This window comes from Amycolatopsis sp. NPDC049252 (assembly GCF_043197175.1).
Lineage (GTDB): Bacteria > Actinomycetota > Actinomycetes > Mycobacteriales > Pseudonocardiaceae > Amycolatopsis.
Window position 1 is genome coordinate 1 of record NZ_JBICSQ010000137.1, and the last position, 14,253, is coordinate 14,253.

At 71.2% G+C, this 14,253-nt stretch carries 15 protein-coding genes; 7 read left to right on the forward strand and 8 right to left on the reverse strand.

Features of this window, described 5'->3' with window-relative positions; translation table 11 throughout:
* Window positions 1–577 precede the first annotated feature (577 nt).
* The 5 genes from ACGFMK_RS47120 to ACGFMK_RS47140 form a co-directional block, all read right to left on the reverse strand.
* Window positions 578–1,315, reverse strand: coding sequence for an SDR family NAD(P)-dependent oxidoreductase (locus tag ACGFMK_RS47120; protein WP_392778007.1), 738 nt, complete (start codon window positions 1,313–1,315; stop codon window positions 578–580).
* 107 nt (window positions 1,316–1,422) lie between these two features.
* A complete protein-coding gene (locus ACGFMK_RS47125; RefSeq protein WP_392778010.1) occupies window positions 1,423–2,328 on the reverse strand; it encodes an amino acid ABC transporter permease in 906 nt (301 codons plus the stop codon).
* The gene (locus ACGFMK_RS47130; protein WP_392778012.1) at window positions 2,325–3,011 is read right to left on the reverse strand and encodes an amino acid ABC transporter permease; all 687 of its coding nucleotides are present in this window, start codon (window positions 3,009–3,011) and stop codon (window positions 2,325–2,327) included. Before ACGFMK_RS47130 ends, ACGFMK_RS47125 begins: the two co-directional genes overlap by 4 nt.
* A gap of 74 nt (window positions 3,012–3,085) precedes the next feature.
* Window positions 3,086–3,940 carry a glutamate ABC transporter substrate-binding protein gene (locus ACGFMK_RS47135; protein ID WP_392778015.1) on the reverse strand — a complete coding sequence of 285 codons (855 nt, stop codon included), beginning with the start codon at window positions 3,938–3,940 and terminating at the stop codon, window positions 3,086–3,088.
* 66 nt (window positions 3,941–4,006) lie between these two features.
* Complete coding sequence (locus ACGFMK_RS47140; RefSeq protein WP_323333088.1) at window positions 4,007–4,735, reverse strand: amino acid ABC transporter ATP-binding protein; 729 nt, start codon at window positions 4,733–4,735, stop codon at window positions 4,007–4,009.
* Between the two features lie 304 nt (window positions 4,736–5,039).
* Here ACGFMK_RS47140 and ACGFMK_RS47145 point away from each other — a divergent pair, with 304 nt between their 5' ends.
* Window positions 5,040–5,717 carry a response regulator transcription factor gene (locus ACGFMK_RS47145; protein WP_392778017.1) on the forward strand — a complete coding sequence of 226 codons (678 nt, stop codon included), beginning with the start codon at window positions 5,040–5,042 and terminating at the stop codon, window positions 5,715–5,717.
* A gap of 1 nt (window position 5,718) precedes the next feature.
* Window positions 5,719–7,116, forward strand: coding sequence for a sensor histidine kinase (locus ACGFMK_RS47150; RefSeq protein WP_392778019.1), 1,398 nt, complete (start codon window positions 5,719–5,721; stop codon window positions 7,114–7,116).
* Between the two features lie 6 nt (window positions 7,117–7,122).
* Here the strand turns inward: ACGFMK_RS47150 and ACGFMK_RS47155 are convergent, their stop codons facing one another.
* Window positions 7,123–8,058 (reverse strand): TAXI family TRAP transporter solute-binding subunit, encoded by a 936-nt coding sequence (locus tag ACGFMK_RS47155; RefSeq protein ID WP_392778022.1) that lies wholly within the window; start codon window positions 8,056–8,058, stop codon window positions 7,123–7,125.
* 135 nt (window positions 8,059–8,193) lie between these two features.
* Between ACGFMK_RS47155 and ACGFMK_RS47160 the strand changes: the two genes are divergently transcribed.
* Both ACGFMK_RS47160 and ACGFMK_RS47165 read left to right on the forward strand, forming a co-directional pair.
* Window positions 8,194–8,901, forward strand: a complete 708-nt coding sequence (locus ACGFMK_RS47160) for an SDR family NAD(P)-dependent oxidoreductase (RefSeq protein ID WP_392778025.1) — start codon at window positions 8,194–8,196, stop codon at window positions 8,899–8,901.
* A complete protein-coding gene (locus ACGFMK_RS47165) occupies window positions 8,898–9,473 on the forward strand; it encodes a TetR family transcriptional regulator (protein WP_392778028.1) in 576 nt (191 codons plus the stop codon). The genes ACGFMK_RS47160 and ACGFMK_RS47165 overlap by 4 nt, the downstream gene beginning before the upstream one ends.
* 252 nt (window positions 9,474–9,725) lie before the next feature.
* Here ACGFMK_RS47165 and ACGFMK_RS47170 read toward each other — a convergent pair whose 3' ends face one another.
* Window positions 9,726–11,216, reverse strand: a complete 1,491-nt coding sequence (locus ACGFMK_RS47170; protein WP_392778030.1) for a phosphodiester glycosidase family protein — start codon at window positions 11,214–11,216, stop codon at window positions 9,726–9,728.
* Window positions 11,217–11,285: 69 nt separating this feature from the next.
* Between ACGFMK_RS47170 and ACGFMK_RS47175 the strand changes: the two genes are divergently transcribed.
* From ACGFMK_RS47175 to ACGFMK_RS47185, 3 genes are read left to right on the forward strand one after another with little or no spacing between them, the layout of a single operon-like run.
* Window positions 11,286–11,657, forward strand: a complete 372-nt coding sequence (locus ACGFMK_RS47175) for a hypothetical protein (protein WP_392778033.1) — start codon at window positions 11,286–11,288, stop codon at window positions 11,655–11,657.
* Window positions 11,658–11,663: 6 nt separating this feature from the next.
* Window positions 11,664–13,157: a tRNA (N6-isopentenyl adenosine(37)-C2)-methylthiotransferase MiaB gene (gene miaB, locus ACGFMK_RS47180; protein ID WP_392778036.1), complete on the forward strand. Its 1,494-nt coding sequence runs from the start codon at window positions 11,664–11,666 to the stop codon at window positions 13,155–13,157.
* Window positions 13,154–13,627 (forward strand): hypothetical protein, encoded by a 474-nt coding sequence (locus tag ACGFMK_RS47185; RefSeq protein WP_392778039.1) that lies wholly within the window; start codon window positions 13,154–13,156, stop codon window positions 13,625–13,627. The genes miaB and ACGFMK_RS47185 overlap by 4 nt, the downstream gene beginning before the upstream one ends.
* Here ACGFMK_RS47185 and ACGFMK_RS47190 read toward each other — a convergent pair.
* Window positions 13,624–14,052 (reverse strand): hypothetical protein, encoded by a 429-nt coding sequence (locus ACGFMK_RS47190; RefSeq protein ID WP_392778041.1) that lies wholly within the window; start codon window positions 14,050–14,052, stop codon window positions 13,624–13,626. The genes ACGFMK_RS47185 and ACGFMK_RS47190 overlap by 4 nt on opposite strands.
* Window positions 14,053–14,253: the final 201 nt, after the last annotated feature.

Consider the following 14,253-nt stretch of genomic DNA (forward strand, 5'->3'; position numbering starts at 1 on the left):
GGCTGCGTTTGCAGGGTCGGTGGGGTTGCGCGGGTCGGCTGAGCGCGGCCGTGGTGGATCGGCAGTCGCTGGCCGGTGATGAGGCGCTTGGCCGGGTGGTGGGAAGCGGGTGTGGCCCGCGCTGCGTTTACGGGGTTGCGGCGCGTCGGTCGAGTGCGCGGCCGTGGTGAATCGGTGGCCGCTGACCGGTGATGAGCCGCTTGGCCGGGGGCGGAAGGGGGGGCGCGCTGCGTTTGCAGGGTCGGTGGGGTTGCGCGGGGCGGCCGTGGTGGACGGGCGGTCGCCGGCCGGTGATGAGCCGCTTGGCCGGGTGGCAAAAGCGGATGTGCCCACGCTCGTGCGCAGGATTCAGGGGCACCGCGGGGCTGCGGCAGGTCGACCGGCAGTGCGACCGCAGTGGACCGTCAGCCGCTGACCGGTGATGAGCTGCTTCGCCGGGTGGCGGAAGGGACGTGGTTCGCGGGGCTGCGGTGAGCCGAGCGCGCGACCGCGGTGGACCGGCTGCCGCTGGCCGGTGATGAGCCGCGGGGCCGGGTGGTGGCAGTACGGCCCACGCAGGGGCCGTGTGACCGGCAGGTCAGCCGAGCGCGCGGCCGCCGTCCACCCGGAGCCGCTGGCCGGTGATGAAGCCCGCGTCCTTCGAAGCGAAGAAGCTCACCGCCGTGGCCACGTCGTCCGGGGTGCCCAGGTGGCCCATCGGGACGCCGGCCAGGTAGGCCGCGCGCTCGGCTTCCGGGACGTCCGCGTGGCGTTCCACCGGGATGAAGCCCGGGGCCACCGTGTTGACCGTGATGCCGTCCGGGGCGAGTTCGCGGGCCCACGCGCGGGCCAGGCCGACCTGGGCCGCCTTCGCCGTCGCGTACGCCGAGCGGCCGACCGGCGGGCGGTCCGCCTGCTCCGAATCGACGTGCACGATCCGGCCGTGGCCCCGCGAGCGCATCCCCGGCAGCACCGCGTGGCCGAGCAGCACCGGCGAGCGCACGAAGAAGTCCAGCTCGGCCAGGTGATCCGGCCAGTCCACTTCGGACACCAGGCCGTTCGGCTGGGGGCCGGTCGCGTTGAGGACCAGGACCTCGACCGGGCCGAGCAGCGCCGTCACCGCGTCGATCAGCTCGCCGACCTGGCGCCGGTCGGTCACGTCGGCGGCGAAGGCGGCGGCCTTGCCGCCCTCGGCCAGGACCTCCTCGGCGGCGACCTTGAGGTCTGGGTCGTCGTGCAGCGCGTTCACCGCCACCGCGAACCCGTCGCGGGCCAGCCGCCGCGCGATCACGCGGCCCAGCCCTCGGGAACTTCCGGTCACCAGTGCGACACCCATGCGCCCGACGCTAGGGGTGACCCCCGAGTACGTCCACCCTCGGCGGGGTGAACGAAAAAGCGGGCAGGCGCGGAGTTCCGCACCTGCCCGCTTCCGGTGATCCGGGGTCAGACCGAGCGACCGGTGTTGAAGTCGGTAGCCGCCACCACCGCGGACGGCGGCTGGTCCATCGGCTTGGCGCCGCGCGGGGCCTTCTTCCGGCGTGACAGCTTCCGCTCCAGGTACGAGGCGAACCACGACAGGAGCAGGTTGAGCGTGATGAAGATGATCGCGATGACGATGAGCGTCGGGATCGTGTTGTTGAAGTTGCCGGTGATCGGCCCGGACCCGCGGATCAGCTCGTCGTAGCCGATCGTCAGCTGGCCGGCGAGCGCGGTGTCCTTGAGGATGACCACCAGCTGGCTGACCAGCGCCGGCAGCATCAGCGTGATGGCCTGGGGGAGCAGGATGCTGACCATCGTCTGGGTCTTGCGCAGGCCCAGCGCCGACGACGCCTCCGTCTGCCCCTTCGGCAGCGACAGGATCCCGGCCCGGAACACCTCCGCCATCACCGACGCGTTGTAGAGCACCAGGCCGGTGACGGCCGCGAACAGCGGCCGGCTGTCCGCGTCGATGCTGGTGTAGTAGGCGTACAACGACGCCCCGAACACCATCAGCAGCAGCACCGGGATGGCGCGGAAGAACTCGACCACGGCGCCGACCGGGATCCGCACCCACTTGTGCTGGGACAGCCGGCCGATGCCCAGCAGGGCGCCGATCGGCAGCGCGATCACGATGGACAGGGCGGCCGCTTCGAGCGTCTTGACCAGGCCCGGCAGCAGGAACTGGGTCCAGGTCGACCCTTCGACGAACGGCTTCCAGAGCGCGCCCGCCCACTGGCCCTTCTCGTTGAAGCGGTCGTAGACGAAGTACGCCACGGCCAGCAGCACCAGCACGAACAGCACCGAGTAGAGCCAGTTGCGGGTGCGGGCCTTCGGGCCGGGGACGTCGTAGAGGACGGACTGCGTGCTCATCGCTTGACCTCGGCTTTCTTGGCGACCCAGCCGAGCAGCAGGCCGAGTGGCAGTACCAGCGCGACGAACACCAGGGCGAACAGGATGAAGACGTAGAACAGGGAGTCGGACTCGTTCTCCACCATCGTGGACATCAGCAGCGACGCCTCCGCGACGCCGATCACCGAGGCGACCGTGGTGTTCTTCAGCAGGGCGATCAGGACGTTCGCCAGCGGCGCGATCACCGCGCGGAACGCCTGGGGCAGCACGATCAGGCTCAGGACCTGCAGGAAGTTGAGGCCCAGCGCCCGCGCCGCCTCGGCCTGGCCGACCGGGACGGTGTTGATGCCCGACCGCAGCGATTCGCACACGAACGTCGCGGTGTAGACGATGAAGCCCAGCACGGCCAGCCGGAACGCGTTGTCGGCCAGCGAGGTGGGCGAGTCGGACGGGGCCAGGTTGATGCCCAGCGTGGAGGACAGCCCCAGTGAGGTGAAGATGATGATCACGGTCAGCGGGGTGTTCCGGAAGACGTTCACGTACGCGGTGGCGAAGCCGCGCATGATCGGTACCGGGCTGACGCGCATGCCCACGAGGATCGTGCCCCAGATCAGCGCGCCGATCGCCGAGAAGAACGTCAGCTGGATCGTCGTCCAGAACGCGTCGACGAGGTTGTAGTCAGGATTGCTGAGGAAATCGAACACTGTTGTCCAACCTGGCCTCGGAACGGGAACGGTGCGCCGCGAGCCGCGGCGCACCGTTCAACTGCGGATTCGGGTCAGGGCGCGATCGTCGGCACGGCCGGGATCTTGTAGCCCGACGGGCCGACGTTCGTCTCCAGCGACTTCTGCCAGGAACCGTCCTGCTCCATGGCCTGGATCGCCTTGTTGACGGCGGCCTTGCCGTCCGCGTCGTCCTTCTTCAGGCCGACGCCGTAGTTCTCGTCGGAGAAGCCCTTGCCGACCAGCTTCAGCTTGCCGGGCTGCTGCGCGGCGTAACCGGCGAGGATGACGTCGTCGGTGGTCATCGCGTCGACGGTGCCGTTCAGGAGCGCGGTCACGCAGTCGGTGTACTTGCCGACCTCCTGCAGCTGGACGTCCTTGGCGTACTTCGTCTTGACGTTCTGCGCCGGGGTCGAGCCCTTGACCGAGCAGAGCTTCTTGTTGCCGGTCAGCGACTCGGGGCCGGTGATGTCGGTGTTGTCCGACCGCACCAGCAGGTCCTGGTGCGCGACGAAGTACGGGCCGCCGAAGGAGACGTCGTTCTTGCGCTTGTCGGTGATCGAGTAGGTGGCGACGATGAAGTCGACCTCACCCTTCTTGATCAGGTCCTCGCGCTGCGCGGACTGCGCTTCCTTCCAGGTGATCCCCGACTCTTCCACGCCGAGCTGCTTCGCGATGTACTTCGCGACGTCGACGTCGAAGCCGGCGTAGGAGCCGTCCGGCTTCTTCAGGCCGAGGCCCGGCTGGTCGAACTTGATGCCGATGGTCAGCTTCTTGTTGTCCTTGGCCCGCTGGACCAGGTTCTTGTCGCCGCTCGCGCCGCTGCTGCCGGACCCGCCGCCGCAGGCCGCCAGGGCCAGACCGGCGGCCATGACGACCGCACCCGTCTGCAGAACTCGACTAAACCGCATCGTCTCTCAGGTTTCCTTCCGAATCTCGTCCGGCTTCGGGCCGGAGGAAAGCACTCAGTGGTGTGCTCAGTGGGTGAGGATCTTGCCGAGGAAGTCCTTCGCGCGCTCGCTCTTCGGCGCGGAGAAGAACTCTTCCGGCGTCGTGTCCTCGACGATCTCGCCGTCGGCCATGAAGATCACCCGATCGGCTGCCCGGCGGGCGAAGCCCATCTCGTGGGTGACGACCAGCATGGTCATGCCGTCCTTGGCCAGGCCCGTCATCACGTCGAGGACCTCCTGGACCATTTCCGGGTCCAGCGCGGAGGTCGGCTCGTCGAAGAGCATGACCTTGGGACGCATGGCCAGCGCCCGCGCGATGGCGACGCGCTGCTGCTGACCGCCCGAGAGCTGCGCCGGGTACTTGTCGGCCTGGTTGGCGATCCCGACGCGCTCCAGCAGCTCCATCGCCGTCTTGCGGGCTTCGTCCTTCGAGGCCTTGCGGACCTTCGTCGGCGCCAGCATCACGTTCTCGACGATGGTCTTGTGCGCGAACAGGTTGAACGACTGGAACACCATGCCGACGTCGGCCCGGAGCGCGGCCAGGGCCTTGCCCTCCGACGGCAGCGGCGTGCCGTCGACGGCGATCTCGCCCGAGTTGATGGGCTCGAGCCGGTTGATCGCCCGGCAGAGCGTCGACTTGCCGGACCCGGACGGGCCCAGCACCACCACTACCTGGCCGCGAGGTACCTCGAGCGTGATCTCCCTGAGCACGTGCAGGTCGCCGAAGTACTTGTTCACGGCGGACGCCTTGATCATCGGCGCCGCCACCTCCGCGGTCATCTGGCCTCCAGAGCTGTTCGTACCGGCAAGTGGGTGTGGGTCACCACGCGATGGCGGAAACCTACCGTTGCTCTACCGGTTGGCAAGGCTGCTTGAGCAATACTTAGGGTTTCAAGTGGGTATCGATGTCCTTTTGGTGAGTATTGATGCCTTCGTGACCTCCGTCGAGCTGAAATCACGGACAGTGACCATCCGGGTGTCCGGTGCGGCCGCCGCGGCGACGTCCTAGAGTTCTTCGCTACCGGCTGGGGTGAAGCAGGTCACGCGGAGGGCGGACGGGGTGCGGGTGCTGCTGGTGGAGGACGACGACCGGGTCGCGGGGGCGCTCATCCCGGCGCTGACCCGGCGCGGCCTGGCGATCGCGCGGCTCGCCTCCGGGGCCGGGGTGCTGGACCGGGTGCACGAGGTCGACGTCATCCTGCTCGACCTGGGGCTGCCCGACATCGACGGCGTGACGCTGTGCCGCCAGATCCGCGCCGTCAGCGACGTCGCGATCATCGTGGTCTCGGCCCGCGGCGAGGTCGACGACCGGATCCAGGGCCTGCGCGCGGGCGCCGACGACTACCTGGTCAAGCCCTACGACGTCGAAGAGCTGATGGCCCGCGTCGAGGCGGTGCGCCGCCGCCGGGGCGAGCACACCGCGCCCGCCGAGCCCGTGGTGATCCGGGTCGGGGACGTCAGCGTCGACCTGTCCCGGCACGAAGTGCTGGTCGGCGGGCAGGCGATCGCGTTGTCCCGCAAGGAGTTCCAGGTGCTCGCCCTGGTGGCGGGCGCGCGCGGCAACGTCTGTTCGCGCGAGCACGTGCTCACCGAGGTGTGGGGGCATCGGGGCCCGGCGGAGAGCCGGTCGCTGGACGTCCACGTCGCGACGCTGCGGACCAAGCTCGGCCGCCCGGCGCTGATCGAGACGGTCCGCGGGGTGGGCTACCGCCTCGGCGGCCAGGCCGCCCGGAGCTGACGTGCGCGTCCGGCTGCAGGGCATCGTGCTGACGCTGGTGGCGTTGCTGGTCTTCGGCCTCGGCATCCCGCTCGCCACGACGATCGCCTCGGGCGCGCAGCAGGACCTCTTCCTCGACCGGCTGACCGACACCGCGCGGTTCGCGTCGCTGGCCCAGCGCCCGCTGCTGGACAACAAGCCGCAGCTGCTCATTCCCGACCTGCGCCGCTACACCGACGTGTACGGCGTGCAGGTGGTGGTGTTCAACCAGGACGGCAAGCCGGTCGAGAGCGAGCTCGGCCCGAACGCCGCGCGGATCGACCTGAAGGCCGCGCGGATCACCGGCCCGGTCCACGACGCGCTGGCCGGCCGCCGGTCGCAGCCCGGCGGGATGCTGATGCCGTGGAACACCGAGCCGCTGGTGCTGGCCGAGCCGGTGCTGGCCGACGGCGAGGTGCGCGGCGCGGTCGTGACCGTCTCGGACACCACGGCCGCGCGCACCGACGTGCTGTGGTGGTTCGTGGTGCTGGCCGCGGGCGGGGTGCTCGCGTTCGTGCTGGCCCTGGCGGTGGCGATCCCGGTGGTCCGGTGGATCCTGCGGCCGGTGAAGCGGCTCGACGACGCGACCGGCGAGCTGGTCGCGTCCGTGGTCAGCGGCCGGGCCGCCGAGCCGGTGGGCGAGGGCGGCGGGCCGCCGGAGCTGCGGCAGCTCGGGCGGTCCTTCGACCGGATGGCCGAGAGCGTGTCCGGGGCGCTGGAGGCGCAGCGGGTGTTCGTCGCCGACGCGTCGCACCAGCTGCGCAACCCGCTGACCGCGCTCAAGATCCGGCTCGGGAACCTCGAAGGCCACGTCGTCGACGAGCCCGCGGCGGCGGACCTCGAAGCCGCCCGGATCGACGCCGGCCGGCTGCACCAGATCCTCGACGGCCTGCTGTCGATGGCCCGCGCCGAGGCCTCCGGCGGCGAGCTGGACCCCCTCGACCTGGCCGGGGCCGTCGCCGAGCGGGTCGCCGACTGGTCGGTGGTCGGCGAGGCGCGGGACGTGCGGCTGGTCGTCGACGTGGCCGGCGACGACGTCCGCGTGCGGATGCCGCCGCGCGGCGCCGAGACGATCCTCGACGCGCTGCTGGACAACGCGCTGAAGTTCACCGCCGCCGGCACCGAGATCCGGATCGTCGTCGCCCGCGAGGGTGACGAGGTCACGTTGTCGGTCCGGGACCACGGCCCCGGCCTGCGGCCCGACGAGCTCGACCGGGCGCTCGACCGGTTCTGGCGCAGCAGCGCCCACCAGAACGTGCCCGGGTCCGGGCTCGGCCTGGCGATCGTCAGCGAGATCGTCGCGCACTCCTACGGGAAGCTGGCCCTCGACCTGCCCGACGGCGGCGGCCTCCGGATCAGGATGACGTTCCCGGCGGCCTGAGGTCCCTCAGTCCTTCTGTGACCGGTAGTAGCGCAGCGCGCCGGGGTGCAGCGGGATCGGCTGGGTCTCGATGCCCGGGTGGACGTCGATCGACAGCGCCGCCGGGTTGGCCTTCGCGAGCTGCGCCCGGGCCGCGAACAGGCCGCTGACCAGCGCCTCGGCGACGTCTTCGGGCATCGACTCCGGTACCACCAGGAAGTTCGGCACCAGCAGCGTGGTGACCGGCCCGGACTGCTCGTACGTGCTCGCCGGGATCGACGCGGTGCCGTAGACCTGGTTGATCTCCTGCATCTTCGGCATCAGGTCGGCGATGTCGAGCAGGCGCAGCGACTTCTGGTCGTTGTAGCGGGCGATCGACGGCGTCGGCAGGCCGCCGGACCAGAAGAAGGCGTCGATGTCGCCGCGCAGCAGCGCCGCGACCGAGTCGTCGAGGCCGCGCGTGGTGGTGCTGACCGAGCCGGTCAGGCCGGCGGCCTGCAGCAGCTTGCTGGCGATGTACTCGACGCCGGAGGCGGGCGAGCCGATCGCGATCCGGCGGCCCTTCAGCTGGTCCACGGTGTGGATCGGGGAGTCGGTGCGGACCACGATGTGCAGGTAGTCGTCGTGGATCCGGGCGAGCGTGGCCAGCCGGGGGTTCTTCTTGTACTCGTCGGCCGCGACGTCGGCGGCGACGAACCCGACGTCGGCGGTGCCGGCCAGCACCCGGTCGACGTTGTCCGGCGAGCCCTGGGTCTGCAGCACCAGCGGCCGGTCGATGTCCAGGTCCGACTGCCAGGCGGTGGCCAGGGTCTGCGCGAGCTTGTCGTAGACACCGCCCGAGTTGCCCGCGGCGATCCGCAGCCGCAGGCCGGCGAAACCGGACGAGCACCCCGTCAGCAGCGTGGCGAACGTGAGCAGGGCGCCGAGCATCGCGAACGCGCGCATCCGCCGGGTCCGGGCCACGGCCCGATCGTGCCAGACTCCCGGGCCCGCGGTCGCGATGCGCCGGTCCCGAGTGAAGTAACTAACCATTGACTTACTTCTTCGACCGGAGCTATTTTGTAACTATCCAGTTAGATACAGGGTGGAGTGATGGTCATGACAACAACGCTGGTCACCGGCGCGAACAAGGGCATCGGCTACGAGACGGCACGCCAGCTCATCGCCGCCGGCCACACCGTGTACGTCGGAGCGCGCGACGCCGAACGCGGCCGCGAGGCGGCCGAGCGGCTGGGCGCGCGGTTCGTGCAGCTCGACGTGACCGACGACGCGTCGGTGGCCGCGGCGGTCGAGACCGTCGAGGCGGGCGGGGGACTGGACGTCCTGGTGAACAACGCCGGCGTCGAGGGCCGGACGTCCGACGGCGGGGTGATCGGCGCCGCCGACGTGACCGCCGATCAGCTGCGGGACCTGTACGAGACCAACGTGTTCGGGGTCGTCCGGGTCACCGGCGCGTTCCTGCCGCTGCTGCGGCGGTCGGCGAACCCGGTGGTGGTCAACGTCAGCAGCGGCCTGGCGCGGACGGCGGACCTGGCCGACCCGGCCTCGTTCACGCACTTCTACCAGGGTGTCGCGTATCCGTCGTCCAAGGCGGCGCTGAACATGGTCACCGTCCAGTACGCCAAGGCGTTCCCGGAGATGCGGATCAACGCCGTGGACCCCGGCTACACGAAGACCGATCTCAACCACAACACCGGTTTCCAGACGGTGGAGCAGGGCGCCGAAGCCACCGTGCGGCTGGCCCAGACCGGCCCGGACGGCCCGACGGGCGGGTTCTTCGCCGCCTCGGGCCCGGTGGCGTGGTGACCAAGCCCCGTCCCCGCGACTCCGCGGCCACGAAGGCGCTCCTGCTCGACGCGGCGACGGCGGAGTTCGCCGAGCACGGCCCGGCCGGCGCGCGGATCGACCGGATCGCCGAGCGCGCCGGGGCCAACAAGCGGCTGATCTACGTCTACTTCGGCGACAAGAACCAGCTGTTCGACGCGGTGGTGGAAGAAGAGGCGCGAGCGGTTTTCGAAGCGGCGCCGATGGCCGACGGCGACCTCAACGCCTTCGCCGCCGCGCGGTACGACTACATGCTGGCCAACACCCGGTCGCGGCGGCTCGCCACGTGGCGCACGCTCGAGCGGATCGAGCCCTCCGCCGCCGAGGTCGACCGCTTCCGGGCCCGCGTCGACGCGGTCGCGGCAGCGCAGCGCGACGGGCGGGTCCGCGGGGACCTCCCGGCGGCCGACTTGTTCGCGATCGTGCTGCGGATGACGGAAAGCTGGCTGAGCGCGCCACCGGCGTTGATCGCGGCAGCCGGGTCGGATTCGCGGCTGGCCGAGCACCGGGCGGCGTTGCTGGAAGCTGTGCGCGGTGTTGTCGACCCGCGTTAGCGCGGCGGCCGTCCTGCGGCCGACTTGTTCGCGATTGTGCTGCGGATGAATGGAAGCTGGCTGATCGCCGCCGGGCCGGATCTGCGGCTCGCCGAGCACCGGGCGGCGTCAGCGCGGCACCACCTGTTAGCGATCGTCCAGCGCATGACAGGAAACTGGCTGATCACCGCAGCCGGGCCGGATCCGAGGCGCGCCGCGCACCGAGCACCGGGCGGCGTTGCTGGAAGCCGTGCGCGGCGTTGTCGACCTGCGTTAGCGCGGCACCACCAGCACGGCGTCGCCGACCGGGCGCTCGCCGGTTGCGTCGGAGGGCGAGCTGACCAGCCGGCCGTTGATCGCCATGGCCGTCGAACCGCCGCCGTCGAGGTTGATCGCGGTCACCGCGCCCAGCCGCGCCATCAGCTGCGCGCCCTCCAGCAGCGAAAGCCCTTCGCTGTACCCGGGCTGACGCCCGTCGGCCGCCACGATCAGCAGCCGTCCCCGGCGGTCGAGGCCGACCATCGTCCGCGGGTTGCGCTTGACGCCCCAGCCGTACACGAACGACGGGTCGCCGGGGTGCACGACGCCGTCCGCCGCCGCGTCCACCGCGATCCGGCCGTCGCGGACCAGCCACGGGCCGCCGTTGACCACGCCGGCCGGGTGGATCGGGCGGGTGCCGTCGAAGATCCGCGTCCCGACGCGCAGCCGCGCCCCCGGCCGCGCGTTTGCGGCCAGCCACGTCGCGGCGGTGCCGACGCCCTGCACGGTGTGCCCGCCCGCGGGCACGTCACCGCCAGGCGCGCGGATCGCGGTGACGACGTCGTGGGCGTCCAGCACGGCTTCGACCCCGTCGCCGGCGGGGGTGGGCGTGCCGAGCTGCGGCGTGAACAGCACCAGGTCGTCGGCGTGGGTGCAGGTCGTGTCGTGCAGCGGCCGGTCGGTCGGGACGTTCCCGGGCTCGCCGCAGTTGCGGACCAGGCCCGGCTTGCGGTTCACGCCGTCGACGCGCCGGTCGCCGACGGTCAGCACGGTCCGCGGCATGCCGATCGAAGGCCGTTCGCCGAGCAGCAGCGCGGGCCGCCCGGCCGTGGCTTCGCTCTGCAGGAGACCCTGGTAGACGCCGGCACCCGCCGGTTCGCCGGGGATGCCGTCGCGCGGGTCGATGACGAAGAAGCCGCCGTTGACACCGACCAGCGCCCCGGCCGCGGCCGACAACGCCGACGTCGTACGCCGTCCCGCCACCGATTCGCCGTGCGACGCCACGATCTGCCCACCGAACCGCCGCGGGTCGACGATCGCGACCCGCACGTGCTGCGGCCCCTGCGCCTGCGGCCCGTCCTGCCCGGTCCACTCGGCGGCGGCGGAGAACCCGTTGGTGGCCATGGCTTTCACCGTCGCGGCGGCCGACGCCTGGTCGGCGAAGGAGCCGACGCGCACCCGCCAGCCGAGCGCGCCGCGCGGGGTGTCGGCGAACGCCGGCCAGTCGACCTCCTCGGCACGCGCGGCGAAACCCTTGCCGCGCAAGGCGGTCACCAGCGCGTCGGCGTGTTCCCAGGTGCCGAGCGCGGACGGCGGCGCGTCCGGGGCGGGGCTGGCGCCGCCGGGCACCTGCACGGTGGCCGTCCAGGTGTTGTGGCCGGTGCCTTCGCCGGACACGGTGGTCTGGACCGTCACACCGGGCGCGAGCGCCCCGCTTTCGGCCGAAGCCGGCGTGGCCAGGGTGACGGTGAGCACGGCGGACAGCAGCAGGGCCGGAGTCTTCACGGCGGCAACGTACCCGGCCGGGGTGGCTTCCTCCCGAATTCCCGGTGTACGACCCGCCATACTGGGAGGATGAGCGAGCCGATTCCCCTGTTCCCGGTCCCGCCCATCGACCCCGCGCGCTTCGCGGAAGAGCAGCACCACCTGTTCACCGGCATGCGGCTGCACATCGGCCGTTCCGGCGTCGCCCACCGGGTCAGCTGGGTGCCGTGGATGAACAGCCTGACCCTCCCGGCCCCGGCGTGCCACCAGGGCTGGTCGGGCCTGGGCGCGGGCGGCGAGGTCACCCCGACCCACCAGCCGGTCAGCTGCCGCAAGTGCCTCCGCCTGGGCGGCGAACCGGACGACCCGGACCAGCGCCCCCTCTTCGCCCTCCCCGGCGAAGACACCGGCGCTGACCAGGTGGGCGCCGGGCAGGCGGCCCCGGCCCCGGGGTTACCCTGAACGGCGATGACCGAGAACCAGGCACCCAGGGCGTACCAGATCCGCACCTTCGGCTGCCAGATGAACGTCCACGACTCCGAGCGGCTCGCCGGGCAGCTCGAAGAGGCCGGATACACCCCCGTCGCCGACGGGGCCAAGCCCGACCTCATCGTGTTCAACACCTGCGCCGTCCGGGAGAACGCGGACAACAAGCTGTACGGCACCCTCGGGCACCTGCGGCCGGACAAGACCGCGAACCCGGACCTGCAGATCGCCGTCGGCGGGTGCCTGGCGCAGAAGGACCGCGGGGAGATCGTCAAGCGGGCGCCCTGGGTCGACGTCGTGTTCGGGACGCACAACATCGGGTCGCTGCCGACGCTGCTGGAGCGCGCGCGGCACAACGCCGAGGCCGAGGTCGAGATCCTCGAATCCCTCGAGACGTTCCCGTCGACGCTGCCCGCGCGCCGCGAATCGTCCTACGCGAGCTGGGTGTCCGTTTCGGTCGGCTGCAACAACACCTGCACCTTCTGCATCGTGCCCGCGTTGCGCGGCAAGGAACGCGACCGGCGGCCCGGCGAGATCCTGGCCGAGGTCGAGGCGCTCGTCGCCGAGGGCGTGCTCGAGGTCACCCTGCTCGGCCAGAACGTGAACTCCTACGGCGTCGAGTTCGGCGACAGGCAGGCGTTCGGCAAGCTGCTGCGCGCCTGCGGCGGGATCGACGGCCTGGAGCGCGTCCGGTTCACCTCGCCGCACCCGGCCGCCTTCACCTCCGACGTCATCGACGCGATGGCCGAGACCCCGAACGTCTGCCACCAGCTGCACATGCCGCTGCAGTCCGGGTCCGACCGGGTGCTGCGCGAGATGAAGCGGTCCTACCGCTCCACGCGCTACCTGAAGATCCTCGACGAGGTCCGCGCGGCGATGCCCGACGCGGCGATCACCACCGACATCATCGTCGGCTTCCCCGGGGAGACCGAGGAGGACTTCCAGGCGACGCTGGACGTCGTCGAGCAGGCGAGGTTCTCCAGCGCCTTCACCTTCCAGTACTCGAAGCGCCCGGGCACGCCGGCCGCGACGATGGAAGGCCAGCTGCCCAAGGAGGTCGTCCAGGAACGCTACGAGCGCCTGGTCGAGCTGCAGAACGCGATCTCCTGGGACGAGAACAAGAAGATCGTCGGCCGCCGGGTCGAGCTGCTCGTCGCCGACGGCGAGGGCCGCAAGGACGCCGCGACGCACCGGATGAGCGGCCGCGGCCGCGACGGCCGGCTGGTGCACTTCGCGCCGACCGGCCCGGCCGTGGACCGCGGCGTGCGCCCCGGCGACGTCGTCGAGACGGTCGTCACCTACGGCGCGCCGCACCACATGGTCGCCGACGGCGACCTGATCTCCCACCGGCGGACGCGCGCCGGTGACAACGCCGAGGCGGGGCTGCGGCCCAAGACCAACGGCGTCACGCTGGGCCTGCCGGGCTTCGGTGCCCCGGCGGCCCGGCCCGAACCGGTGAGCGGGTGTGCGTTGTGACCGAACATGGGAAGGCCGGCGAGCTGGACGAGCTGGCCGCCGAGATCGACGAGGTGGGCCAGCAGGCGTCCCGCACGGTCGAGCTCGGCCGTCGCGGGTTCACCATCGCGGTGTTCACGTTCATCCTGCTCGGCTGCCTGTTGCTGCCGTGGGTCGGCGACCACGCCGGCTGGCAGGTGCTGGCCGGCGAGGGCGGCGGCATCCCGCAGCTGTTCGCCGCGACGTCGACCGGCGTCGGCATCCTCGCGTCCGCGCTCGCCCTGGTGACGCGCCGCTGGTGGCTGGCCTGGGTGTGCGCCGCCGGGGGCTGGTTCGCCTCGGTGGACGGGCTGCTGGCCATCTGGTCGCAGCAGTCGTCCCACGCCAGCGGCACCGCCGGCGGCGGTCCCGGGATCGGCCTGATCCTCGCCTGGATCGCGATGATCTGCCTCGCCGTCCAGTGGATGCGCACGGCCTTCTCGCGCTCCTAGATCACCACGATCCCGATCAGGCTCGACACGACGCCGACGTAGAGTTCGGTCTCCGGGTGGAAGACCCGCAACGTGACGTTCGCGCGGACCTGGAAGCTCACGCTGAACTTGAACACGCCGTTGGGCTTGCAGGTCCCGGTGGTCAGGTCGACCCAGACGTTGCCGCGCAGCTGCTGCACGACCACCGGCTCGCCGCCGGAGAGGGACTCCTGCCCGCCCAGGTCGGCGAACGAGCCCTTGATCTTCGTCTCTTCGCCGACCTTGACGCGGCTCTTCTCGGCCTTCGCTTCGAGCTTGGCCTTGTGCTTCTTCCCGTGGACGACGGCCGGGGCGGGGCCGGGCGCCGCCATCGCGACGGTGGGCGCGGCGAGCGCGACCGTGCAGGCGACGACCAGTGCGGACACGAGGTTCGATGGCTTGCTCATGATCGAAGTGCAGCACCGGCGCCGTCGAAAAGCGCCGGAAGACCCCCGGCCGTGGCGTCCACCCGACCCCTTCAGGTGACGCGTTAACCGTCTGCTTGCCGAAAGGCCGTGAAGGCCACCTTGAGGGACTCTGAGTCCCTCAAGGTGGCTCGGAGTCATGGGGTCGTTGCAACACCACCTCGATGAAAGGTGGAATTGCAG